Origin of the sequence: Billgrantia desiderata (genome assembly GCF_900108215.1) — a bacterium.
Lineage (GTDB): Bacteria > Pseudomonadota > Gammaproteobacteria > Pseudomonadales > Halomonadaceae > Halomonas > Halomonas desiderata.
In genome coordinates, this window is sequence record NZ_FNVC01000001.1 from 78,693 (window position 1) to 102,240 (window position 23,548).

Here is a 23,548-nt window from a genome sequence, read left to right on the forward strand (position 1 = left end):
GGCATCTGCGGTACCAACGCAAGCACCCCTGCCGGGGCAGGGGTGCTATGGTCGCCACATTACGGCTTTGCTGAGGATCAGGCCAGGCCCAGCTCGTGGGTGGCTTCCTCGCGCATCTTGAACTTCTGGATCTTGCCGGTGACGGTCATCGGGAACTCGTCGACGAACTTCACGTAGCGCGGGATCTTGTAGTGGGCGATCTTGCCCTTGCAGAACTCCTTGAGCTCGTCGGCGTTGAGCTTCCGGCCTTCCGCGAGCTTGACCCAGGCCATCACCTCCTCGCCGTACTTCTCGTCTGGCACGCCGATCACCTGTACGTCGGAGATGGCCGGGTGGGTGTAGAGGAAGTCCTCGATCTCGCGCGGGTAGATGTTCTCGCCGCCGCGGATGATCATGTCCTTGATGCGACCGACGATGGCGATGTAGCCCTCCTCGTCCATGGTCGCCAGGTCACCGGTGTGCATCCAGCCGGCGCTGTCGATGGACTTGGCGGTGGCCTCCTCGTTGTTCCAGTAACCCAGCATCACGCTGTAGCCGCGGGTACACAGCTCGCCGGTCTCGCCGCGCGGCACCACCGCGCCGGTTTCGGGGCTGACCAGCTTGACCTCCAGGTGGGGATGGATGGTGCCCACCGTGGTCACGCGCTTCTCCAGCGGGGCGTCGGTCTTGGTCTGGGTGCTGACCGGGCTGGTTTCGGTCATGCCGTAGCAGATGGTGACGTCTTCCATGTGCATCTTGTCGATGACCTTGCGCATCACCTCGATGGGGCAGATCGAGCCCGCCATGATGCCGGTGCGCAGGGTGGAGAGGTCGTACTGGGCGAAGTCGGGGTGCTCCAGCTCGGCAATGAACATGGTCGGCACGCCGTAGAGTGCCGTGGCCTTCTCGTCGGATACCGCCTTGAGCGTGGCCTCCGGGTCGAAGCCATCGCCCGGATAGATCATGGTGGCGCCGTGGGTCACACAGCCCAGGTTGCCCATCACCATGCCGAAGCAGTGATAGAGCGGTACCGGGATCACCAGGCGGTCCTTCTCGGAGAAGTCCATGGTACGAGCGACGAAAAAGCCGTTGTTGAGGATGTTGTGGTGGGAGAGGGTGGCGCCCTTGGGTGCGCCGGTGGTGCCCGAGGTGTACTGGATGTTGATCGGCTCGTCGAACTGCAGCGTGGCCTGGATCTCGGCCAGGTGCTCCTCGGAGACCTCGTCGGCGTGGGCCAGCATGCTCTGCCAGCTGAACATGCCGGTCAGGGCGCGGTCGGCGTCGAGACACACCACGCGTTTGAGTTCGGGCAGCTTGGCGGCCGAGAAGGTGGACGGAGCACCTTCGCGCAACTCCGGTGCCAGCTCTGCCAGCGTGGCCACGTAGTCGGAGGTCTTGAACTTGCCCTGCAGGATCAGCGTCGAGGTGCCGGACTGCTTGAGTGCGTATTCGAGCTCATGGGTACGGTAGCTGGGGTTGATGTTGACCAGAATGGCGCCGATCTTGGCCGTGGCGAACTGGGTGATGGTCCACTCGGCACAGTTGGGAGACCAGATGCCGACCCGGTCGCCTTTCTTCACGCCCAGCGCGAGCATGGCTCGTGCCGCCTGATTCACCGCCTGCTGCAGCTCCTTCCAGGTGTAGCGCAGCCCCTGATGCAGGCTCAGCAGGGCCTCGCCGTCGGGGAAGCGTGCCACCGTTGCGTCGAAGCAGTCGCCAATGGTCTCGCCTTTCAGCGGGGTATCGCTGATGCCGCTGACGTAGCTGTTCGAGGCGCGTTGTTGAAGTGCTTGGCGTGTCATCGTGTTACCCGTCTTGTTGTGGCAGTTGGAGTCGGTTGACGATGGGCGGGTACTGACATGTCAGCCCGCCCTGAATTCGACGTGGCTTGGGCGCAAGAGGGCAGTCGGGCGTGCTAGCTCTGGTCGAGGCGTTCCAGCACTTCCCTGGCCCGCATCTCGACGTCGTCGAGTTCACGCTGCATCAGGCGGATGTCCTCGAGCTGGCGCTCCATGTTGCTGCGCTTGTCGGCGAGGATCTCCAGCAGCCGCTTGAGCTGCCTGGCGTTGCCGTCGGGCATGGCGTCGTACATCTCGATGACTTCACGAATCTCGGCCAGCGAGAAGCCCAGGCGCTTGCCGCGTAGGGTGAGCTTGAGACGAACGCGGTCCTTCTCGTGGTAGATACGGGTCTGGCCGCGACGCTCCGGCGCCAGCAACCCTTCCTGCTCATAGAAACGGATGGTGCGCGGCGTCACCTCGAACATCCGGGCCAGCTCGCCGATGGAATAGGTACGACGCTGTCGCGTCAGGCTGCCGTTGGCCGGGGAACTGACTTCCGCTTTGGATATGTTCATCGTTGTTTTCCTATGAGTTGGGCGGGCCGTCTTGCAGTGTCCCTCCACATAACCGCAACACTAGACGACGTTGACGTTAACGTAAAGTGGTTGTCGACCAAGGGATGTATGCGATAAAACCTAGCAAGTGCTAGGTTGGTTGGCATAAGCTCGGCCTTGAAGGCCGTGCAAGCCAGCTGCTGCTGGAAGTGCGCTACGCCAAATATCTTGAGGAACCGCAATGGAATTCTCCCTAACCGACGATCAGAGGGCGCTGGTCCAGGCCGCCGCCGATTTTTCGCAGGCAGAGCTGGCCGACCACGCCGCCGAATGGGACGCTACCTCGCATTTTCCTGTCGACGTCATACGCCGGGCCGGCGAGGCGGGTTTCCTCGGCATCTACATCCCCGAAGAGCGCGGCGGGCTTGGTTTGTCGCGCCTGGATGCCTCGCTGATCTTCGAGCAGCTCTCCCAGGGCTGCATCGCCACCACCGCCTATCTTACCATTCACAACATGGTGGCCTGGATGGTGGCCAGCTGGGGCAGCGACGAACTTCGGGAAACCTGGGTCGAGCGCCTGATCAGCGGCGAGTGCCTGGGTTGCTACTGCCTGACCGAGCCGGGTTCCGGGTCGGATGCCGCCAGCCTGCGTACCAAGGCCGTGCGCGAGGGCGATGAGTATGTGATCTCCGGCTCCAAGATGTTCATCTCCGGCGCCGGCGCCAACGACATGCTGGTGGTCATGGCGCGCACGGGCGCGCCCGACAGCGGTGCCGGTGGCGTGTCGGCGATTCTGGTGCCGGCGGACGCTGCGGGTATCGAATACGGCAAGAACGAAGAGAAGATGGGCTGGAAGAGCCAGCCCACCCGGCTGATCAGCTTCGACGGCGTGCGCGTGCCGGTCGGCAACCTGCTGGGCGAGGAAGGCCAGGGCTTCAAGTTGGCCATGAAGGGGCTTGACGGCGGTCGGCTCAATATTGCCAGCTGTTCGCTGGGGGCCGCGCAGCACGCCTTGACCCTGGCGCGCAACTACCTGCAGGAGCGCAAGCAGTTCGGCCGCGAGCTGGCCCACTTCCAGGCGCTACAGTTCAAGCTGGCCGACATGGCCACCGAGCTGACGGCGGCCCGGTTGATGGTGCGACATGCCGCCTGGCGGCTCGATCAGGGCGATCCGGAGGCCACCGCATACTGCGCCATGGCCAAGCGCTTTGCCACCGACATGGGCTTCAACGTCTGCAACGAAGCGCTGCAGCTGCATGGCGGATATGGTTACCTGAGAGAGTTCCCCCTGGAGCGCATGGTGCGCGACACCCGCGTGCATCAGATCCTCGAGGGTACCAACGAGATCATGCGTGTCATCGTGGCCCGTCGTCTGCTGACGGACGGCACGATCGAAGCGCTTCAGCAATGACAAGGAGAAAGCAGGCATGACGGACCTTGCGGTCATCTTCGATGAACTGCCGACCCGGGATGGAGGGAGAGTCGGCATCGCTACCCTCAATGCACCGAAGTCGCTCAATGCCCTGTCGCTGGATATGGCCCGCCAGCTGGATGCCAAGCTGCAGGCCTGGGCGGTGGATCGCAGCATCGTGGCGGTATGGCTCGAGGGCAGCGGCGAGAAGGCGTTCTGTGCCGGTGGCGACGTGGTGGCGCTGTACCGCTCGATGACCGAAGAGGGGGAAAATCGCGGTGCCGGCCGCGACAGCCTCTTTGCCGAAACCTACTTCACCACGGAATATCGCCTCGACTACCGCATCCATCGCTACCCCAAGCCGATCCTGGTGTGGGGCGACGGCATCGTCATGGGCGGCGGCCTGGGTCTCATGGCCGGCGCTTCTCGTCGTCTGGTGACCGAGACCACGCTGATCGCCATGCCCGAGATCACCATCGGCCTCTACCCGGACATCGGCGCAAGCTGGTTTCTCAACCGCATGCCGCCGGGCGTGGGGGCCTATCTCGGCCTTACCGGCGCTCAGCTCAACGCCCGCGATGCGCTCGACCTGGGCCTGGCCGATCACTTCGTGCCGCGGGAGCGGCGTAGCGAATTGCTCGAGGCGCTGGGGGCGGCCGACTACGGCACGCGCAGCCGGCGCGACCTGCAGGCCGGCGTGCAGAGTGTGCTCGACGAGTTCGAGGCGCGCCGGCAGGCACCTGCCGCTCAGGTGTGGCCGCTGCTCGATCACGTTCAGGCATTGACGGCCCAGATCGATGCGCCAGCGGCCGTGCGTCGCATCCTCGCGGACGCCCGTGACGACGCCTGGCTGGCGGCCAACCGCAAGCGCCTCGAAGCGGGTAGCCCGCTGAGCGCTCACCTGGTGTGGCGCATGCTGGAACGCCACAGGCATACCAGCCTGGCCGACGCCTTCCGCGACGAGCTGAACCTCTCGGTGCAGTGCTGTCGTCGTGGAGACGTCGCCGAGGGGGTTCGCGCGCTGTTGATCGACAAGGACAGGAATCCCAAGTGGCAGCACGCTAGCGTCGACGACGTGCCCGAAGCGGACCTTCAGGCGCTGCTCGAGCCGTTGTGGAGCGCGGAGGAGCATCCGCTGCGCGATCTCGACTGCGGCGAGCGGGTACGCTGAACGATATCCGCATTCCCGACCATGACATAACGCCATAACGACAATCAGGAGCAGCTCGCATGAAAATCGCCTTCATCGGCCTGGGCAACATGGGTGCCCCGATGGCCCATAACCTGGTCAAGGCCGGCCATGAGGTCAGTGTCTTCGATCTCGTCGAGGCCGCCATGAAGCACCTTGAGAGCGCCGGGGCGCGTGCCTGCGCCAGCGCACAGAGTGCGGCCAGCGGCGCCGAGGTCGTCATCTCCATGCTGCCGGCCGGCCAGCACGTGCGTCGTCTCTATCTCGGCCGTGACGACTCCCCGGGACTGTTCGATGCCCTGGAGGGCAAGCCGCTGATCATCGACGCCTCCACCATCTCGCCGGAAGACGCCCGCGCGGTGGGTGCGGGCGCCGAGCAGCGTGGCCTGACCTACCTCGATGCGCCGGTTTCCGGCGGTGTCGGTGGCGCCCAGGCCGGCACTCTGACCTTCATCGTCGGTGGCAGCGAGGCCGGCTTCGAGCAGGCCAGGCCGGTGCTGGAAGCGATGGGCAAGAACATCTTCCATGCCGGCGAGGTGGGGGCCGGTCAGGTCGCCAAGATCTGCAACAACATGCTGCTCGGCATTCTCATGAGCGGCACCGCCGAAGCGCTGGCGCTGGGGGTCAAGAACGGCCTCGACCCGGCAGTGCTCTCGGAGATCATGAAGCAGAGCAGCGGCGGCAACTGGGCGCTCAACGTCTACAACCCATGGCCCGGGGTGATGCAAGGCTCCGCCGCCTCTCGCGACTACCAGGGCGGCTTCCTCACCGACCTGATGGCCAAGGATCTCGGGCTGGCGTGGGAGCTGGCGCTGGGCTGCAAGGCTACGGTGCCGATGGGCTCCCAGGCACGCAACCTGTTCGCGCTGCATGCGGCCCAGGGCAACGGCGGCCTCGACTTCTCCAGTATCCAGAAGCTTTACCGCGCGGGCGAATAGGGGCTAGCGATAGGGGCTAGCGAATAGAGTCGAATCCGTTTTGGCACTTACCCTGGAAGCGGGCACAATCTTGTGCCCGCTTCTGGTTTCCGAGGCTTCATGACATCCACTTCCCCACGTTCCGGCTCCGGCGAACGCCGCCCCATGCGCCGTGAGCTGCTCGAAGGTCCCATTGCCCTGACCCTGCTGCGCAAGTGTCTGCCCGTGGTGGGCGGCATGCTTGCCATGATGAGCTTCAACCTGGTGGACACCTGGTTCATCGCGCGGCTGGGAGCGGAGCCGCTGGCGGCGGTGTCGTTCACCTTTCCGGTGGTGTTCGCAGTGATCAGCCTCGCCATCGGCCTGGGCATCGGTACCTCGGCGGTGGTGGCGCGCCTGCTGGGACGGGGCGATCACGACACGGTGCGGCGCAGGGCCACCGATGCCGCGCTGCTGGCGCTGGCGGTCGGCGTAGTGTTGAGCCTGCTCGGCCTGGCCACGCTGGAGCCGCTGTTCCGGCTGCTGGGGGCAGACGCCACTCTCATGCCGCACATCCATGACTACATGGGCATCTGGTACCTGGGCGCGGCGGCGCTGATCGTGCCGCGGGTGCTCAACAGCGTGCTGCGAGCCCAGGGCAACACCCTGATCCCCGGGCTGATGATGGCGCTGGCGGCACTGCTCAACGGCCTGCTCGACTGGCTGCTGATCTTCGGCGTGGGGCCGCTGCCGGCGCTCGGCGTGCAGGGCGCGGCCTTGGCCACGGTGCTGAGCTGGAGCGCCATGACCGCGGCGCTGTTCTGGCAGCGCGAGCTGCGCGAGTGCCTCGACCTGCGCCATCTCACACCGAGCGGGCTGCTGGCGTCGTGGCGCGAGCTGGGCCGCATTGCCGTACCGGCGGCGATCACCAGCGTGTTCACGCCGTTGGCCCTGGCGCTGGTGACCCGCATCGTCGCCGGGCACGGCCACCATGCGGTAGCGGGCTACGGCGTGGGCACGCGCATCGAGGCCATCGCTCAGATCGGCGTACTGGCGCTGTCGATGACGCTGCCGCCGCTGGTCAGCCAGAACGCCGGGGCAGGGCAGCACGAGCGCGTACGGCGGGCCATCTTCGGCTGCTTCGTCTTCGTGCTGGTGTGGCAGTTCGGTATCTGGCTGCTACTGCAGCTGCTGGCTCCCTGGCTCGTCGCCAGCTATACCCCGGGCGGCGAGATGAGCGAGGTGCTGCGCAGCTTTCTGTGGTGGGTGCCGCTGGGGCTGGGCGCCCAGGGCGTCGTGATCCTGGCGGTGTCATCGTTCAATGCGCTGCACGAGCCGGCTCGCGCCATGCGTCTCTCGGTGGTTCGACTGTTCCTGCTGACGGTGCCGCTGGCGTGGCTGGGTGGCGTGCTGGGTGGCGTCGAGGGCATCTTCATCGGGCTCTTCCTGGCCAATGTGGCGGTGGGCCTGGTGGCCTGGGGTGCGCTGCGTCGGCGCCTCGACGGCTTGTCCATGGAGGCACACGAGGCCGGTTCAGTGCGGCCAAAAGTGTAAGGAATCGAGCGAAAAGGGACTTGGCTTTCCGGCTGTTTTGCTCTACATTCGATGAAAATGTAGATATTTCTCCAGGAGAGCCGCCATGAGCAACATTACCCCCATGACCTGGGAAGACCCGTTCCGCCTGATCGATCAGCTCGACGAAGACGAGCGCATGGTGCATCAGACCGCCCACGACTACTGCCAGGACAAGCTGATGCCGCGGGTGCTCGAGGCCAACCGCCACGAGCGCTTCGACCGCGAGATCATGAACGAGATGGGTGAGCTTGGCCTGCTCGGCGCCACCATCGACGGCTACGGCTGTGCCGGCATGAACTACGTCAGCTACGGCCTGATCGCCCGTGAAGTGGAGCGCGTCGACTCCGGCTACCGCAGCGCCATGAGCGTGCAGTCGAGCCTGGTGATGTACCCCATTCACGCCTTCGGCAGTGAAGCCCAGCGCGAGAAGTACCTGCCCAAGCTGGCCACCGGCGAGTGGGTCGGCTGCTTCGGTCTTACCGAGCCCGACCATGGCTCTGACCCGGGCGGCATGTCCACCCGTGCCACCCGCACCGAGAACGGCTGGCGCCTCAACGGCACCAAGACCTGGATCACCAACTCGCCCATCGCCGACGTGTTCGTGGTGTGGGCGCGTGACGAAGAGGGCGTGATCAACGGCTTCATCCTCGAGAAGGGCATGAAGGGGCTCTCGGCGCCCAAGATCGAGGGCAAGTTCAGCCTGCGCGCCTCCATCACCGGCCAGATCGCCATGCAGGACGTGGAAGTCTCCGACGAGCAGCGCCTGCCGGGCGTGACCGGCCTCAAGGGGCCATTCTCGTGCCTGAACCGCGCCCGCTTCGGCATCGCCTGGGGCAGCATGGGTGCCGCCGAGGCATGCTGGCACGCCGCTCGTCAGTACACTCTGGATCGCAAGCAGTTCGGCCGGCCGCTGGCCGCCAATCAGTTGATCCAGAAGAAGCTCGCCGACATGCAGACCGAGATCGCCCTGGGCCTGCAGGCGGCGCTGCGGGTCGGCCGCATGATCGACGCAGGCCAACTGGTGCCTGAAGCGATCTCGCTGATCAAGCGCAACAACTGCGGCAAGGCGCTGGACATCGCCCGGGTGGCGCGCGACATGCACGGAGGCAACGGCATCGCCGACGAATATCACGTGATTCGCCACATGATGAACCTCGAGGCGGTCAACACCTACGAGGGCACTCACGACGTGCACGCGCTGATACTGGGTCGCGCTCAGACCGGCATTCAAGCCTTCGCCAATTGAGCTGGGGCCAAGGGAGTGCAAGCATGAGTCGACCGCTGGAAGGCATCACGGTGCTCGACATGTCGCGGGTACTGGCCGGCCCCTGGGCCGGTCAGCTGCTCGCCGATCTCGGGGCGCGGGTGATCAAGATCGAGCATCCCGAGCGCGGCGACGACACCCGCGGCTGGGGGCCGCCGTGGCTGGCCGAGGATGACGAGGCCGAGCGGGTGGCGGCCTATTTCCTGTGCGCCAATCGCGGCAAGCAGTCGCTGGCGGTGGACGTCGCCAGTGAGCGGGGGCAGGCGCTGATCCGCCAGCTCGCCGCCGGCGCCGACGTCATGCTCGAGAACTTCAAGGTCGGCGGCCTGGCCAAGTACGGCCTCGACTACGCCAGCCTCAAGGCGCTCAATCCACGCCTGATCGGCTGCTCCATCACCGGCTTCGGCCAGGATGGCCCCTATGCGCACCGCGCCGGCTACGACTTCATGATCCAGGCCATGGGCGGGTTGATGAGCATCGGCGGCGAGCCGGACGGCATGCCGATGAAGACCGGCGTGGCCATCACCGACGTGATGACCGGGCTCTACGCCACCATTGGCGTGCTTTCCGCGCTGCACGAGCGCGAGCGCACCGGCCAGGGGCGGCACGTGGACGTGGCGCTGCTCGACGTGCAGGTGGCCACGCTCGCCAACCAGGCGCTCAATGCCCTGGTCAGTGGGGTCTCGCCCGAGCGTCACGGCAACGCCCACCCCAACATCGTGCCTTATCAGGCCTTTGCCTGTGCCGACGGGCATCTGGTGCTCACCGTGGGCAACGACGCCCAGTTCTCGCGTCTTGCCGAACTGCTGGGCCATCCTGAGTGGGCCCAGGACCCGGCCTATGCCACCAATGCCGCCCGAGTGGGCAACCGTGAGGTGCTGGTGCCGTTGATCCAGTCGATCTTCCTGACTCGTGGTCGCGATGAATGGCTGGCCGAGCTGGAGGCGCGGGGCATCCCCGCCGGGCCCATCAACACCATCAGTGAGGTGTTCGACGATCCCCAGGTGAAGCACCGCGGCATGCAGCGTACCCTCGCGCGCGGCGAGCTCGAGGTGCCCCAGGTGGCCTGTCCGCTGCGCTTCGACAGCGAGCCCGCACTGAGCGAGGTGGCGCCGCCCCGGCTGGGCCAGGACAGCGACGCGATACTCGCCGAGATGGGCCTGACCGAGGACGACATCGCCCGTTTGCGCCGCGAAGGCATCGTGCGCTGATCGGCTGAGTCAGCTGGCGACGGTCGGCAGTGGTGGACACTCTCCCCGCGACCGGCCGCCGTCTCGCAATCCCAGGGTGCCGACGCCGGGCAGCTTGACGCCGAGCGCTGCCGGATCGATGCCGAGCACCAGCCCGCCGATGTTGAGTTCAAGCCCCTCTCTCAGCCCTGCCGCGGCGCCGAGCATGCCGGCCAGCGACAGTTGCACGCCGGTACCGCTGGGGGTGGCTGCCAGTACGCTCCCACCCAGGTAGTCCTTGCCGATCGCGCTGGAGGGCAGCGCCACATCCAGCTCCGGCACTTCGCGAATCAGCCAGGCCACGAAGGTATTGCTGTTGGGTCCCGGCCAGGCGCGATAGTGCTCGCGATAGGGGTACTCGGGCAGCAGCGCCTCGATCCGCGCGATGGCGCTTTCGGCTTCGCTGCCGCACAGGGTGGCGTGCAGCGTCGGTGCGCTGCCGAACCAGGCACGGTCGGGCGTGCCGGCGCGCGAGGTGAGGGCGGGGCGGCCCCAGCCGGTCACCTGGTGCAGGGTATAGCTGTCGGCGTTCGCCGGCTTGGTAGCCACCCAGGCGTGCACGGCAAAGATGCCGCGCCAGTTGAAGGCGCGAGCCGAGTAGACCTGCACCACGGCAGCGGGGGTCTCGCTTGGTACTGGGGCCAGTCCTGCGATGGTGCGGTCGGCGCTGCGCCAGTCACCGCGGGTATCGATACCACCGAACTGCCACATGTAGAGTGGCCCACCGATCAGCAGCAACGTCAGGAGCAGCAGCCCCAGAGACAGCTTGCGCATGGTGAGTTGGGTCTCAGCGCGGCGAGAAGCGCCGAGTGAGTCCCGTCTCGGCGATCATGCGGGTGGAAATCTCCTCCACCGAGAAGCGTGTGGTGTCGATGAAGGGAATGTGCATCTGGCGGTAGAGCCCTTCCGCCTGCTCCACTTCCTGTACGCACTGGTCCAGCGAGCTGTAGCGGCTGTTGGGCCGGCGCTCATGACGAATGGCAGCCAGTCGGCGCGGGTCGATGGTCAGCCCGAACAGCTTGTGGCGGTGCTTGGCGAGGGCGGGAGGCAGTTTGAGGTTGCCGTCCTCGTCCTGGTCGTCCTCGGTGAGGGGATAGTTGGCGGCACGAATGCCGAACTGCAGTGCCAGGTAGAGCGAGGTTGGCGTCTTGCCGCAGCGCGACACGCCGACCAGGATCACGTCGGCCTGGTCGTACTGGTGGGTGCGGGCGCCGTCGTCGTTGTCCAGGGCGAAGTGAACCGAGTGGATGCGGTCCATGTAGACTTCGTCCTTGCCGATGGAGTGGGTGCGCCCCACGGTGTAGCTCGAATGGGTGCCGAGCTCCTGTTCCAGCGGTTTGAGGAAGGTCGAGAAGATATCCACCTTGAAGCCCGGAGCGCGGCGAATCACCTCGCGAATCGACTCGTCGACGATGGTGTCGATGATGATCGGCTCCTCACCGTCGCGTACCGCCGTGGCTTCGATGATGTCGACCAGGGTGCGTGCCTTGTCGAGGGAGTCGATATAGGGCTTGGTCAGCATGCGCAGCTCGACGTTCTCGAACTGTGCCAGCAGGCTGCGGCCCAGGCTCTCGGCGGTGATGCCGGTGCCGTCGGAAATGAAGAAGGCGGTGCGAGGCATGTCGTCGGCGCTATTCGTTGTGTAGGGAACTCCATTGTCCGGGCTACCGAGCGTGGCGGCAAGGTACCGCTTCGCGCCCCAGAGTGCGGCTTGACTACAGGAATCGGTCAAATCGAGCCGTTGTTGTAAAAAACCTCCAGTGACTTCGATGTTAGACCAATGGCGAATATGGCCGCTTGCGTTTAAGGTGGGCAGCATTGCGCTTTTCGCCTGAACAGCGGGTGCGAAAGCCTTGGCAACGAAGATTCAAGGGGGTTACGTGGAAGATTACATCCTGTGGTTCGATCAGCTCGGCATGGACGACGTCGAACGCGTAGGCGGCAAGAACGCCTCGCTGGGCGAGATGATCTCGAACCTGTCGGGGGCCGGCGTCACCGTCCCTGGGGGCTTTGCCACCACGGCACACGCCTATCGCGAATTCCTTGCTCACGAAGGGCTCAATGAGCGCATCAACAAGGCTCTGGCGCGGCTCGACGTCGACGACGTCAACGAGCTGGCCCGGGTCGGCGCCGAGATCCGCCAGTGGGTGATCGACACCCCGCTGCCGCCCACCTTCGAGACGCATCTGCGCACGGCCTACGACAAGCTGGCCAGCCAGCACCCCAATCTCAAGGTGGCGGTGCGCAGCTCGGCCACCGCCGAAGACCTGCCCGACGCCTCCTTCGCCGGCCAGCAGGAAACCTTCCTCAACATCGAAGGCTTCGACAACGTCAAGCGCGCCGTGCACGAGGTGTTCGCCTCGCTGTTCAACGACCGTGCCATCTCCTACCGCGTGCATCGCGGCTATGCCCACGAGAACGTGGCGCTGTCGGCCGGTATCCAGAAGATGGTGCGCTCCGAGACTGGCGCTTCCGGCGTCATGTTCACCCTCGATACCGAATCCGGTTATCGCGACGCGGTGTTCGTCACCGCCTCCTGGGGCCTGGGCGAGACGGTGGTGCAGGGCTCGGTCAACCCCGACGAGTTCTACGTGCACAAGCCCACGCTGGCGGCCGGACGCCCCGCGGTGCTGCGCCGTAACCTCGGCTCCAAGCTGATCAAGATGGTCTACGGCGAAGACGCCAGCGCCGGCAAGTCGGTTTCCACCGTCGACGTGCCGCTCAAGGACCGTGCCCGCTTCTGTATCAGTGACGAGCAGGTCATGGCCCTGGCGCGTCAGGCGGTCACCATCGAGGAGCATTACCAGCGTCCGATGGACATCGAGTGGGCGCTGGACGGCGATGACGGTGAGCTCTACATCGTCCAGGCGCGTCCTGAAACCGTGGTCTCCCAGCAGGAGGGCGGAAAGCTCGAGCGCTTCCACCTCAAGGAGAAGGGGCGCACCCTGGTCAGCGGTCGTGCCATCGGCCAGCGCATCGGCCGTGGCACGGTCAAGATCGTGTTCACCCCGGAGGAGATGGACAAGGTCAACGCCGGCGACGTGCTGGTCACCGACATGACCGATCCCGACTGGGAGCCGATCATGAAGCGCGCCTCGGCCATCGTCACCAATCGCGGCGGCCGTACCTGCCACGCGGCGATCATCGCCCGTGAGCTCGGTATTCCTGCCGTGGTCGGCTGTGGCGACGCCACCGAGGTGCTCGAGGATGGCCGCGACGTCACGGTTTCCTGCGCCGAGGGCGATACCGGCCACGTTTACGAAGGCCTGCTGGACTACGACCGCCGCGTCACCAGCGTCGACGCGATGCCCGAGATCCCGTTCAAGATCATGATGAACGTGGGTAACCCGGACCGCGCCTTCAGCTTCGCCAGCCTTCCCCATGCCGGTGTCGGCCTGGCGCGCCTGGAGTTCATCATCAATCGCATGATCGGCGTGCACCCCAAGGCGCTGCTCGAATACGACACCCTGCCGCTGGAGCTGCAGCAGACCATCAACCTGCGTACCGCCGGTTATGCCAGCCCCGTGGACTTCTACGTCGACAAGCTGGTGGAAGGCATCTCGACCCTGGCGGCGGCGTTCCATCCGCAGCGGGTGATCGTGCGGCTTTCCGACTTCAAGTCGAACGAGTACGAGAACCTGATCGGCGGCAAGCTCTACGAGCCGGGCGAAGAAAACCCCATGCTCGGTTTCCGCGGCGCCTCGCGCTACGTTTCCGATGCCTTCCGTCCCTGCTTCGAGCTCGAGTGCAAAGCCCTCAAGCGCGTACGCGACGAGATGGGGCTCGACAACATCGAGATCATGGTGCCCTTTGTGCGCACCACTGAAGAGGCGCGTGAGGTCGTCGAGCTGATGGCGGCCAATGGGCTCAAGCGTGGCGAGAACGGGCTCAAGGTGATCATGATGTGTGAGCTGCCAGCTAACGCCCTGCTGGCCGAGGAGTTCCTCGAGCACTTCGACGGCTTCTCGATCGGCTCCAACGACCTGACTCAGCTCACCCTCGGCCTGGATCGCGATTCCGGTATCGTGGCCCACCTGTTCGACGAGCGAAACCCGGCGGTCAAGCGGCTGCTGGCCATGGCCATCCAGGCCTGCAAGGCCCAGGGCAAGTACGTCGGCATCTGCGGCCAGGGCCCCTCCGACCACCCCGATCTGGCCAAATGGCTGATGGAGCAGGGCATCGATTCCGTGTCTCTCAACCCCGATGCGGTGCTGGAAACCTGGTTCATGCTGGCAGGAGAAACCCTGGCCTAGGCAAAGCGAAATTAGGTTACAAACTGACCCGATTGAGCACTCTCAATCGGGTCTTTTTTCGCCTATGCTTACTCCTCTTACATGGAGTTACCGAGGGGCTTTTTTCATGGACATGCGCTCTGCCTTCTTCCCCCGACGCTGGCTGGCCTGCGTCGTTTCATCCTGCGCGTTGGGTCTGCCGTTGCTGGCATCCGCCGAGACAGCATTTCAGTACGAGGCACCCGCCATCGCACCGGAGTCGGCGTCCGGCTACAGCGAGAAGCCCGGCTGGGCCACCGAGCGTTTTGCCGTGGCGGCAGCCAATCCTCTGGCCACCGATGCCGGCTATCAGGTACTCAGGGCAGGGGGCTCGGCAGTGGATGCCGCCATCGCCGTGCAGATGGTGCTGACTCTGGTGGAACCGCAGTCGAGCGGCATCGGCGGCGGCGCCTTCCTGATGCACTACGACGGCAGCGAAGTGAAAGCCTACGACGGTCGCGAGACGGCCCCGCGAGCGGCCAGCGAATCGCTGTTCCTGAATGGCGAAGGTGAGCCGCTGGAGTTCATGGAGGCGGCGGCCAGCGGGCTATCGGTCGGCGTGCCGGGCACCGTGCGCATGCTCGAAATGGCTCACGAACGCCATGGCAAGCTGCCCTGGGCGGAGCTGCTTGCCCCGGCCATCACCCTGGCCGAGGAGGGCTTCGAGGTCAGCCCCCGACTGCATACCAGCCTGGCCGCGGAGGAGCGGCTGCGCGACGACGCTCTCGGCGGCACTTTCTATTACACCGAAGAGGGCGAGCCCTTGCCTCAGGGGCACCGCCTGCAGAACCCCGCCCTGGCGGAAATCCTGCGCAAGATCGCCGAGGAGGGCAGCAAGGCGCTGCATACCGGCCCGATTGCCGAAGACCTGGTGTCGCGGGTTCAGGGACACCCCGGCCGCCCCGGTGCGATCAGCCTGGAGGACATGGCCACCTACGTGGCCAAGGAGCGCGAGCCGCTGTGCACCGATTGGCAGGCCTATCGGGTGTGCGGCTTCCCGCCGCCCTCGTCCGGCCACCTGACCATCATGCAGATCCTGGGCGTCATGGAGCAGTTGCCCGACATCGAGGAGCCGATGGAGGAGGATCGTCCCAGCACCGAGTGGCTGCATCGCTTTCTCGAGGCCTCGCGACTGGCCTTCGCCGATCGCGGCAAGTTCATCGCCGACCCGGATTTCGTCAACCCGCCCGGGGGCGACTGGAACAGCATGCTGGATGAGGAGTACCTGGCAGAACGTGCCGAGCTGATCGGCGAGCGCAGCGTGGGCCCCGACGGCGCCGAAGCCGGCAACCCGGGCGAGGTGGAAATGGCCTGGTCCATGCAGCTCCCTCAGCCGGAGTACGGCACCAGCCACATCAGCATCATCGACGAAGAGGGCAACGCCCTGGCCATGACAACCACCATCGAGGCCGCCTTCGGCTCGCGCATTCTGGCGGACGGCGGCACCGGCCTGCCGGGTGGCTACCTGCTCAACAACGAACTGACCGACTTCTCGTTTCGTCCGCTGGGGGCCGATGGCACGCCCATCGCCAACCGGGTCGAGCCCGGTAAGCGGCCGCGCTCCAGCATGAGCCCCACGCTGGTGTTCGACCGCGAAACCGACGAGCTGGTGGCGAGCCTGGGCTCGCCCGGCGGTGCCGCCATCATTCACTACACGGCCAAGGCGCTAGTGGCCATGCTCGACTGGGGGCTCGATGCCCAGGAGGCGCTCAACCTGCCCCATGCCATCACGCTCGGTGGGCCGGCCTACCTCGAAGAGGGCCGCTTCCCCGCCGAGGTGCTCGAAGCGCTCAACGAGCTTGGCCATGAGGCCAGCGAGCGCGAGCTGGTCAGCGGCCTGCAGGCCATTCAGCGTACCGAAGACGGTTACTTCGGCGGGGCCGACCCGCGCCGTGAAGGCGTGGTGATGGGCGACTGAGGCCGCTACGGAGCAGGCGTCCGTACACCGCGGGCGCCTGCCCTCAGCGCCGCAGCCAGTTGCGCAGCTTGACCAGCAGTATGGCGCCGTCGCCGAGCTCGCGACGGTCGTCCACGAGCTCCACGAGCCGATCCGGGTAGTCGGTGATGATGGCGTCGACACCGAGATCGATCATCTGCGACATCCTGGCCCGGTCGTTGACGGTCCAGGCATGCACTTCGTAGCCGAGTTCTCGCGCCAGGCGGATCTCGTTGGGTGTGATCCTGTTGTGGCGCAGGCCCAGAGCATCGAAGCTGCGACGGTCCAGCGTTCCCGGCATCACCAATTGAGCCAGCAACGTCACGCGTAGCTCCGGCTCCCGCTCCTTTACCATCTCCAGAACGCCGCTGGACATTACCGCCAGGCGTGTCTCTTCCGCGGCATCCGGCGTGCCGCAGCGGGCGGCTTCGGCCGCGCTGGCCCGGGCCAGACACTCACGCCGGGTCTCGTTCTCCCGGTGCAACGAGTCGATCACGGCTTCCACCAGCGCTTCTTCCAAACCCGGATCGGGCTTCATGTCGATCATCAGGGCGCTGCGACCGCGTACCGCGGCGAAGGCTTCGTCCAGGGTGGGGATACGCTCGCCGACGAAGGCGTCGCCGAACCAGCTGCCGACATCGAACTGACGCAGCTCTTCGAGGGTGAGGTCGCGCACGTTGCGCGGGTCACCGGTGAGGCGCTGCAGGCTGCGATCGTGATAGAGCACCACCTCGCCGTCGGCGCTGAGCCTCACGTCGATCTCCACGTAGTGGGAGCGGTCCTCTACGGCGCGTTCGATGGCGGCGAGGGTGTTTTCCGGGGCCGCCATCGAGCTGCCGCGATGGGCGATGACGGTGACATCGTCACGCAGCTCGAAGCTGTTGACGATCCACCAGGCTTGAAACAGGGCGAACACCAGCACGCCCGCTTCCACACCCCAGGCCAGGCGTCCGGGATGGGCATCGGGCGGCGGCGGGGCGGGGCGCGGCTCACGATGCGCGAGACGCAGGTAAAGGCAGGCCGACAGCAGCGCATTGGCGGCGATACCCAGAAAAGTGATGGCCAGCGTCACCAGCACGTAGCCGGTCACGTAGGTCAGCATGGCGGGGATGAGCACCGCGTTGCGCTCGGGCAACCACCACAGCATCGGGGTGAAGACCCGGTCGAAGAGGGTAGTGGCGACGAAGGGCAGGGCCACGATGATGAGCAGGACGGATATGACGACGAAGGCCACCTCGGCCCGATGGCCGCGGGTCAGATCGCGGCTGCGCCTGAGTGCCGCCAGTGGCGAAAGGCCTTCCAGTACGGCGACTGGCAGCGCGAGTATCCAGCGCACGTAGAGCGATGCCGCGATCACCGCCCAACCGCTCCCCAGGGGAACCGCCACGCTGAGATACGTCCAGTAGGCCGGAGGACGCATGCGCAGCACGTAATAGGGATCGAGGCCCCCTATGATGACGTCGTAGAGCCAGCCCAGCAGCAGGGCCACGGGCAGCAGCAACAGCAGGTGAGCACCGACCTGCAGCACCACCAGGCCGGCGAGGGTGGGCAGGCGGCGTAGCGTCTGCCACAGCGCGATGAAAGCGAGCCGGAAGTGATTGTCGCGGCGCTTGACCGCCACCAGGATCATGCCGGCCTGCTGCAGGTAGAGGATCAGGAAGGTCAGGCCGATGGCCGCCAGCAGCCACAGCATGCCGGCCGGGCTGAGCAACAGATCCAGCAGCCCGGCATTGGTGATCACCGGTCGGTCGAAGCGGCCGAGCAGGCCCGTCAGCGTCCATGCTACCGTCGGCAGCAGCAGGCTCGAGGCCAGCAGGGTGAAGAAGAGATGATACGCCACCAGCGGTCGCAGGTGCTCTCGCAGGCTGCGCAGCACATCCACGCCGAGTGACTTCATCCGCTCTCCTGCTCCCGCTCAAGACTCATGCCCATAGCGTGGCATCGAGGTTGCCGGCAGGGCAAGCCCGTGTGCCACGACGTGAGACTCAGCTCTCCAGCGGCAGCCGCTCCTCGGCGACCACGATGCCGTTGTTGTCGGCGTACAGCCACTGCCCGGGGCGCAGGGTGACGCCGGCAAAGGTGACTGCAACGTCGCGGCTGCCCTCGCCGCGCTTCTCGCTCTTGCGCGGATGGGCGCCCAGGGCATGCACGCCCAGGTCCGTCTCGGCGAGCACGTCGACATCGCGCACGCAGCCGTACATCACGACACCGGACCAGCCGTTGTCCACGGCCTGTTCGGCCAGCATGTCGCCCAGCATGGCGCAGCGATGCGAGCCACCGGCGTCGACCACCAGCACGGCGCCTTCGCCGGGTTCGCTCACCGCCTGCTTGACCAGCGAGTTGTCTTCGAAGCATTTGACCGTACGAATCGGACCGCAGAAGGCCTCGCGGCCACCGTAGCTGACGAAGATGGGGTCGAGTACCTGGACTTCCGGATGGGCATCGCAGATATCGGGCGTGATGATGGCGCTCATCGAGGGCTCCTTGCCTGAGTGATGTGTCACGGGATGATGCCATAACGCCCGTTGCTCAGCCTTCATCGATTCGTCGCAAGACGGCCGACGCCGGTAGTGCCCGGCGTCGGTAGCGTGAGGCGTGACGGGCTAGAAGCGAAAGCCCACTGAGGCAGTGAAGGTATCGATGGTGTAGTCGCTGTCGAGGTCGTAGCGTTCGTACTCGGCCCGGATCAGGACGGGGTTGAAGTTGAACTGGGCGCCCAGGCCATAGACCGGATCGAAGCCGTCGTTGTCCTGCAGGTTCAGCTCGGCATCGCCCAGATTGCCGCGCACCTCGGTTTCCCAGCTGGCGGCGCCGATCTTGGCGAAGGGAGTGAACCAGTGGGTGACGGGGAGCTGGCCCACCACGCTGGCACCATAGGCCGTAGATTCCAGATCGGTGCTGGCACCGTCGGTGCCGCGCAAGCGCACGCGACCCAAGTCGGCATAGAAGGCCTCGACCGCCAGGTAACGGTTGAATTGATAGCCGGCGAAGACCTTCCACACGTTGTCGTCGTCGTCGATGCTGAAGTTGCGGCCACCGCTTTCGATGAAGTTGTCGACTTCGTCGCGGTCGTTTTCCAGCGAGCTGAAACCGGTGCCCAGCCCCAGGTAGGCATACTGCTGATGCGGCTCGTGATAAGTCTGTGCCTGAGTCCCGTTGGCGACGACCAGCGTCGCAGCCGTCAATGATATGCAGAGGAGCGTTCTGTTCGACATGTTCTACTCCTTGAATGTCCCTTTTGGTGTCCATCCCTCGTTCTTTATGTGCGAGCCGACTTCCTGGCCGACAGATCCGCACATAGACCTATTAAAATTAGACACGCCGATAGCGTCGCTCAAGGCAGTGCGGGTAAAGAAACGTAGCGAACCGACGCAAATAAAAAAGCGCCCTCGTGAGAGGGCGCTTCGTTCATCGGCTCCGGCATCGGCTTTCAGATGCCATCGATGTTGCGAGCATCGGAGTCGAACCTGATTCTATCAGAACCCGAAGGTATCAGGCTTCCTGAGCGACCGGAATCACGTTGGAAGCGGCGTTCTGATACTCCTCGATCTCATGGAAGTTCATGTAACGATAGATCTCGCCGGCCATGGCGTCGAATTCTCCCATGTAACGCTGGTATTCTTCGACGCTGGGCAGGCGACCTTCCACCGCGGCCACCGCCGCCAGTTCCGCCGACGCCAGGTAGACGTTGGCGCCGTCGCCCAGACGGTTGGGGAAGTTACGGGTAGAGGTCGAGACCACGGTGCTCTTGGCGGCGACACGCGCCTGGTTGCCCATGCACAGCGAGCAGCCCGGCATTTCCATGCGCGCACCGGCACGGCCGTAGATGCCGTAGTAGCCCTCTTCGGTGAGCTGGTGCTGGTCCATCTTGGTCGGCGGCGCCAGCCACAGGCGGGTCTTCAGGCTGCCGGCCGGCTGCTTCTCGAGCAGCTTGCCCGCGGCGCGGAAGTGGCCGATGTTGGTCATGCACGAGCCGATGAACACCTCGTCGATCTTCTCGCCGGCCACTTCGGAGAGCAGGCGGGCATCGTCGGGGTCGTTCGGCGCGCAGAGAACCGGCTCCTTGAGCTCGTCGAGGTCGATCTCGATGACCTCGGCGTACTCGGCATCCTTGTCGGCGCGCATCAGGCTGGGGTTGGCCAGCCACTCTTCCATGGCCAGGATGCGGCGCTCGATGGTGCGCTTGTCGCCATAGCCGTTGGCGATCATCCACTTGAGCAAGGTGATGTTGGACTTCAGGTACTCGGTGACGCTCGCTTCACCCAGGGTGATGGTACAGCCGGCGGCGCTGCGCTCGGCGGAGGCGTCGGAGAGCTCGAAGGCCTGCTCGACGGTAAGGTCCTCGAGACCTTCGATTTCCAGCACGCGGCCGGAGAAGGCGTTCTTCTTGCCCGCCTTGGCCACGGTCAGCAGCCCCTGCTTGATGGCGTAGTAGGGGATGGCGTGGACCAGGTCACGCAGGGTGACGCCAGGCTGACGCTTGCCCTTGAAGCGCACCAGCACCGATTCCGGCATGTCCAGCGGCATCACGCCGGTGGCGGCGGCGAAGGCGACCAGGCCCGAGCCGGCCGGGAACGAGATGCCCAGCGGGAAACGGGTGTGGGAGTCGCCGCCGGTGCCGACGGTGTCGGGCAGCAGCATGCGGTTCAGCCAGCTGTGGATGATGCCGTCGCCCGGACGCAGCGAGACGCCGCCGCGGTTCATGATGAAGTCGGGCAGGGTGTGGTGGGTTTCCACGTCGACCGGCTTCGGGTAGGCCGCGGTGTGGCAGAACGACTGCATCACCAGATCGGCCTGGAAGCCGAGGCAGGCGAGGTCCTTGAGCTCGTCGCGGGTCATCGGGCCGGTGGTGTCCTGGGAGCCCACGGTGGTCATCTTCGGCTCGCAGTACATGCCCGGGCGTACGCCCGCCATGCCGCAGGCCTTGCCGACCATCTTCTGGGCCAGGGTGAAGCCCTTGCCGGTGTCCTTGGGCTGCTCGGGCAGACGGAACACGTCGGAAGGCGCCATGCCCAGCGACTCGCGTGCCTTGCCGGTCAGGCCACGACCGATGATCAGCGGGATACGGCCGCCGGCGCGCACCTCGTCGAGGATCACCTGGGTCTTGAGTTCGAAGGTGGTCAGCACCTCGTCGGTGCCGTGCTTGCACACCTTGCCTTCATAGGGGTAGACGTCGATCACGTCGCCCATCTCGAGCTTGGAGACATCCATCTCGACGGGCAGGGCACCGGCGTCTTCCATGGTGTTGAAGAAGATCGGGGCGATCTTGCCGCCGAAGCAGAAACCGCCGGCGCGCTTGTTGGGCACGTTGGGGATGTCGTCGCCGAAGAACCACAGCACGGAGTTGGTGGCCGACTTGCGCGAGGAGCCGGTGCCGACCACGTCGCCCACGTAGGCGACCGGGTAGCCCTTGGCCTTGACCTCTTCGATCTGCTTGAGCGGGCCGGTGGTGCCGGGCACTTCAGGCACGATGCCTTCGCGCTCGTTCTTGAGCATGGCGTTGGCGTGCAGCGGAATGTCGGGGCGCGACCAGGCGTCCGGCGCGGGGGAGAGGTCGTCGGTGTTGGTCTCGCCCGGCACCTTGAACACGGTGAGGGTGATCTTCTCGGCCAGTGCCGGCTTAGACAGGAACCACTCGGCCTCGGCCCAGGACTGCATGACGTCCTTGGCCACCGCGTTGCCGGCCTTGGCGCGCTCTTCCACGTCGTGGAAGGCATCGAACATCAGCAGGGTGTGCTTGAGCTGTTCGCCGGCCTCCTTGGCGAGCTCGGCATCGTCCAGCAGCTCGACCAGGGTGGCGATGTTGTAGCCGCCCTGCATGGTGCCCAGCAGCTTGACGGCATGAACCTTGTCGACCAGCGGAGACTGCGCCTCGCCCTTGGTGATGGCGGTCAGGAAACCGGCCTTGACGTAGGCGGCCTCGTCGACGCCCGGCGGAATGCGGTTGGTCAGCAGGTCGAGGACGAACTCCTCTTCGCCAGCCGGCGGGTTCTTCAGCAGCTCGACCAGCGCAGCGGCCTGTTCGGCATTCAGGGGCTTCGGCGGGACGCCCTCGGCGGCGCGTTCTTCGACATGTTGGCGATAGGCTTCAAGCACGTTGGGGCCCTCATCTGGTGTGTTGCCCAAGGCTGGTCGATACGTCGATGACCCTCGACGAAATGCCTGCCTTGGCGGGGAAACAACCGTAGTCACTGGGTGCCGCGATTCTACGGGAAACTGTCGACAATGTTAAGTTGGCCCGCTGAGCCGGGCGCTAGACTTTGGTCGCCGCGATGTTGTCGAACTACAACGTGCCACGCGCGACGGGGCGCGTTACCATGGGGCCGTTCAACGATGGGAGAGCGGTGATGTGCGCGCGTATCGCCTCGCCTTGTGTGGGGCTCTGCTCGACGACGCTGGGCGACCCGATATGTCGAGGCTGTCAGCGAACGGATAGCGAGATCGGCGAATGGATGGCCCTCACGGCCGAGCAGCGCAGCCAGCGCATGGCGCAACTGGATACCCTGCGCGAGCGGGTGGCCGGGTGCTTCCTGCAGATCGAGGACGAGGCCCTGCTGGAAGCGCAGCTGCGCCGCTACCGCATTCGCTTCCGCCCGGAGCAGCCGCCCCTATCGCGGGCGGTGGAACTGTTGCGGGTCGGCCGCGATCGTATCCGCGATCTGTCGCGCTACGGCCTGAGGCCTCTGGAGGGGGGCGCCGAACTCAGCGCGGCGGAGCTGTATGCCCGCCTGGGCGAGCGCCTGCTCGAGGCCGCCGGCGAGCGTGAGGCCGCAAACCGTGCGCCGACTCCCGACCCAGATTCGCACGACCTGGAATACCGAGCCTGAACCATGTCCGAGACCCTCGAAGCGTCCCATGACGTCGAGCTGCCGCCGAGCCTGCTTGCCTTTCTCGCCTGCCCCACGCCCGATGCGTGGGTCGACTGGGCGCTCAAGAACCCCGACCTGCTGCTCATCGACCATGCCCAGTGCGAGAAGAAGGCCGCTTCCACGGCGATGAGCCTGCTCTACCGCTATGTCGATCATCCTCTCTTGCTGACCAAGATGTCCCAGCTCGCCCGCGAGGAGCTGCTGCACTTCGAGCAAGTGGTCAAGCTGATGGAAGCGCGTGGCATCGAATACCGACATTTGAGCGCTTCACGCTACGCCGAAGGGCTGCGTCGCCACGTTCGCCCTCAAGAACCGGAGCGACTTGTCGATATCCTTATCATCGGGGCATTCATCGAGGCGCGAAGCTGCGAACGTTTCGCCAGGCTGATACCCCATCTCGACGCCGAGCTGGCCCGATTCTATCGCTCGCTGGTCAAGTCCGAGGGCCGGCATTTCGAGGATTATCTGATGCTGGCCCGGCATCTTGCGAAAGATCCCATTGACAAGCGGGTGGATTTCTTTGCCGAATGCGAAGCACAACTAATAGTCACGCCGGACACGGCGTTTCGTTTCCATAGTGGCGTGCCGGCCTGA

Annotated in this window: 18 protein-coding genes; 10 read left to right on the forward strand and 8 right to left on the reverse strand. The window is 65.4% G+C overall.

Annotation, left to right across the window (positions count from 1 at the left end):
• Positions 1–77 precede the first annotated feature (77 nt).
• Both C4S71_RS00420 and C4S71_RS00425 read right to left on the reverse strand, forming a co-directional pair.
• Positions 78–1,781, reverse strand: a complete 1,704-nt coding sequence (locus tag C4S71_RS00420) for an AMP-binding protein (RefSeq protein WP_103967824.1) — start codon at positions 1,779–1,781, stop codon at positions 78–80.
• Between the two features lie 113 nt (positions 1,782–1,894).
• A complete protein-coding gene (locus C4S71_RS00425; protein ID WP_010628344.1) occupies positions 1,895–2,335 on the reverse strand; it encodes a MerR family transcriptional regulator in 441 nt (146 codons plus the stop codon).
• 220 nt (positions 2,336–2,555) lie between these two features.
• Between C4S71_RS00425 and C4S71_RS00430 the strand changes: the two genes are divergently transcribed.
• From C4S71_RS00430 to C4S71_RS00455, 6 genes are all read left to right on the forward strand, one after another.
• Positions 2,556–3,725: an acyl-CoA dehydrogenase family protein gene (locus C4S71_RS00430; RefSeq protein ID WP_010628345.1), complete on the forward strand. Its 1,170-nt coding sequence runs from the start codon at positions 2,556–2,558 to the stop codon at positions 3,723–3,725.
• A gap of 16 nt (positions 3,726–3,741) precedes the next feature.
• Positions 3,742–4,896 (forward strand): enoyl-CoA hydratase/isomerase family protein, encoded by a 1,155-nt coding sequence (locus C4S71_RS00435; protein WP_103967825.1) that lies wholly within the window; start codon positions 3,742–3,744, stop codon positions 4,894–4,896.
• A 59-nt stretch (positions 4,897–4,955) separates the two neighbouring features.
• Positions 4,956–5,852 carry a 3-hydroxyisobutyrate dehydrogenase gene (gene mmsB, locus C4S71_RS00440; protein ID WP_086509634.1) on the forward strand — a complete coding sequence of 299 codons (897 nt, stop codon included), beginning with the start codon at positions 4,956–4,958 and terminating at the stop codon, positions 5,850–5,852.
• Positions 5,853–5,951: 99 nt separating this feature from the next.
• Positions 5,952–7,364, forward strand: coding sequence for an MATE family efflux transporter (locus C4S71_RS00445; protein ID WP_235014111.1), 1,413 nt, complete (start codon positions 5,952–5,954; stop codon positions 7,362–7,364).
• A gap of 85 nt (positions 7,365–7,449) precedes the next feature.
• Complete coding sequence (locus tag C4S71_RS00450; protein ID WP_103967827.1) at positions 7,450–8,631, forward strand: acyl-CoA dehydrogenase; 1,182 nt, start codon at positions 7,450–7,452, stop codon at positions 8,629–8,631.
• A gap of 23 nt (positions 8,632–8,654) precedes the next feature.
• On the forward strand, positions 8,655–9,860 hold the full coding sequence (locus C4S71_RS00455) for a CaiB/BaiF CoA transferase family protein (protein ID WP_103967828.1): 1,206 nt from the start codon (positions 8,655–8,657) through the stop codon (positions 9,858–9,860).
• Positions 9,861–9,869: 9 nt separating this feature from the next.
• On the opposite strand, the gene C4S71_RS00460 is transcribed toward C4S71_RS00455, so the two are convergent.
• Positions 9,870–10,652: a DUF3750 domain-containing protein gene (locus tag C4S71_RS00460; RefSeq protein WP_103967829.1), complete on the reverse strand. Its 783-nt coding sequence runs from the start codon at positions 10,650–10,652 to the stop codon at positions 9,870–9,872.
• Between the two features lie 13 nt (positions 10,653–10,665).
• Positions 10,666–11,499, reverse strand: a complete 834-nt coding sequence (ppsR, locus tag C4S71_RS00465) for a posphoenolpyruvate synthetase regulatory kinase/phosphorylase PpsR (protein ID WP_010628352.1) — start codon at positions 11,497–11,499, stop codon at positions 10,666–10,668.
• A 259-nt stretch (positions 11,500–11,758) separates the two neighbouring features.
• On the opposite strand from ppsR, the gene ppsA reads away from it, so the two are divergent.
• Together ppsA and ggt are read left to right on the forward strand one after the other, a co-directional pair.
• On the forward strand, positions 11,759–14,131 hold the full coding sequence (gene ppsA / locus C4S71_RS00470) for a phosphoenolpyruvate synthase (RefSeq protein ID WP_103967830.1): 2,373 nt from the start codon (positions 11,759–11,761) through the stop codon (positions 14,129–14,131).
• A gap of 106 nt (positions 14,132–14,237) precedes the next feature.
• Positions 14,238–16,067: a gamma-glutamyltransferase gene (ggt, locus tag C4S71_RS00475; protein WP_103967831.1), complete on the forward strand. Its 1,830-nt coding sequence runs from the start codon at positions 14,238–14,240 to the stop codon at positions 16,065–16,067.
• A 43-nt stretch (positions 16,068–16,110) separates the two neighbouring features.
• Here the strand turns inward: ggt and C4S71_RS00480 are convergent, their stop codons facing one another.
• From C4S71_RS00480 to acnB, 4 genes are all read right to left on the reverse strand, one after another.
• Positions 16,111–17,982, reverse strand: a complete 1,872-nt coding sequence (locus C4S71_RS00480; protein ID WP_103967832.1) for a glycerophosphodiester phosphodiesterase family protein — start codon at positions 17,980–17,982, stop codon at positions 16,111–16,113.
• Between the two features lie 88 nt (positions 17,983–18,070).
• Positions 18,071–18,559 (reverse strand): ribonuclease E activity regulator RraA, encoded by a 489-nt coding sequence (gene rraA, locus C4S71_RS00485; protein WP_086509644.1) that lies wholly within the window; start codon positions 18,557–18,559, stop codon positions 18,071–18,073.
• Positions 18,560–18,688: 129 nt separating this feature from the next.
• The gene (locus C4S71_RS00490) at positions 18,689–19,300 is read right to left on the reverse strand and encodes a porin family protein (RefSeq protein WP_086509645.1); all 612 of its coding nucleotides are present in this window, start codon (positions 19,298–19,300) and stop codon (positions 18,689–18,691) included.
• Positions 19,301–19,577: 277 nt separating this feature from the next.
• Positions 19,578–22,181, reverse strand: a complete 2,604-nt coding sequence (gene acnB, locus C4S71_RS00495) for a bifunctional aconitate hydratase 2/2-methylisocitrate dehydratase (protein ID WP_103967833.1) — start codon at positions 22,179–22,181, stop codon at positions 19,578–19,580.
• A gap of 251 nt (positions 22,182–22,432) precedes the next feature.
• Here acnB and C4S71_RS00500 point away from each other — a divergent pair, with 251 nt between their 5' ends.
• Together C4S71_RS00500 and C4S71_RS00505 are read left to right on the forward strand one after the other, a co-directional pair.
• Positions 22,433–22,912 carry a DUF1289 domain-containing protein gene (locus tag C4S71_RS00500; protein ID WP_086509647.1) on the forward strand — a complete coding sequence of 160 codons (480 nt, stop codon included), beginning with the start codon at positions 22,433–22,435 and terminating at the stop codon, positions 22,910–22,912.
• 3 nt (positions 22,913–22,915) lie between these two features.
• Positions 22,916–23,548, forward strand: a complete 633-nt coding sequence (locus tag C4S71_RS00505; protein ID WP_086509648.1) for a MiaE family protein — start codon at positions 22,916–22,918, stop codon at positions 23,546–23,548.

Coding starts and splice junctions, on each gene's coding strand:
- ggt (WP_103967831.1), top strand. CDS start 14,238: ATGGACATGCGCTCTGCCTTCTTCCCCCGACGCTGGCTGGCCTGCGTC.
- rraA (WP_086509644.1), bottom strand. CDS start 18,559: ATGAGCGCCATCATCACGCCCGATATCTGCGATGCCCATCCGGAAGTC.
- C4S71_RS00500 (WP_086509647.1), top strand. CDS start 22,433: ATGTGCGCGCGTATCGCCTCGCCTTGTGTGGGGCTCTGCTCGACGACG.
- mmsB (WP_086509634.1), top strand. CDS start 4,956: ATGAAAATCGCCTTCATCGGCCTGGGCAACATGGGTGCCCCGATGGCC.
- C4S71_RS00490 (WP_086509645.1), bottom strand. CDS start 19,300: ATGTCGAACAGAACGCTCCTCTGCATATCATTGACGGCTGCGACGCTG.
- C4S71_RS00460 (WP_103967829.1), bottom strand. CDS start 10,652: ATGCGCAAGCTGTCTCTGGGGCTGCTGCTCCTGACGTTGCTGCTGATC.
- C4S71_RS00430 (WP_010628345.1), top strand. CDS start 2,556: ATGGAATTCTCCCTAACCGACGATCAGAGGGCGCTGGTCCAGGCCGCC.
- C4S71_RS00480 (WP_103967832.1), bottom strand. CDS start 17,982: ATGAAGTCACTCGGCGTGGATGTGCTGCGCAGCCTGCGAGAGCACCTG.
- C4S71_RS00425 (WP_010628344.1), bottom strand. CDS start 2,335: ATGAACATATCCAAAGCGGAAGTCAGTTCCCCGGCCAACGGCAGCCTG.
- C4S71_RS00420 (WP_103967824.1), bottom strand. CDS start 1,781: ATGACACGCCAAGCACTTCAACAACGCGCCTCGAACAGCTACGTCAGC.
- C4S71_RS00455 (WP_103967828.1), top strand. CDS start 8,655: ATGAGTCGACCGCTGGAAGGCATCACGGTGCTCGACATGTCGCGGGTA.
- C4S71_RS00445 (WP_235014111.1), top strand. CDS start 5,952: ATGACATCCACTTCCCCACGTTCCGGCTCCGGCGAACGCCGCCCCATG.
- C4S71_RS00505 (WP_086509648.1), top strand. CDS start 22,916: ATGTCCGAGACCCTCGAAGCGTCCCATGACGTCGAGCTGCCGCCGAGC.
- ppsR (WP_010628352.1), bottom strand. CDS start 11,499: ATGCCTCGCACCGCCTTCTTCATTTCCGACGGCACCGGCATCACCGCC.
- C4S71_RS00435 (WP_103967825.1), top strand. CDS start 3,742: ATGACGGACCTTGCGGTCATCTTCGATGAACTGCCGACCCGGGATGGA.
- C4S71_RS00450 (WP_103967827.1), top strand. CDS start 7,450: ATGAGCAACATTACCCCCATGACCTGGGAAGACCCGTTCCGCCTGATC.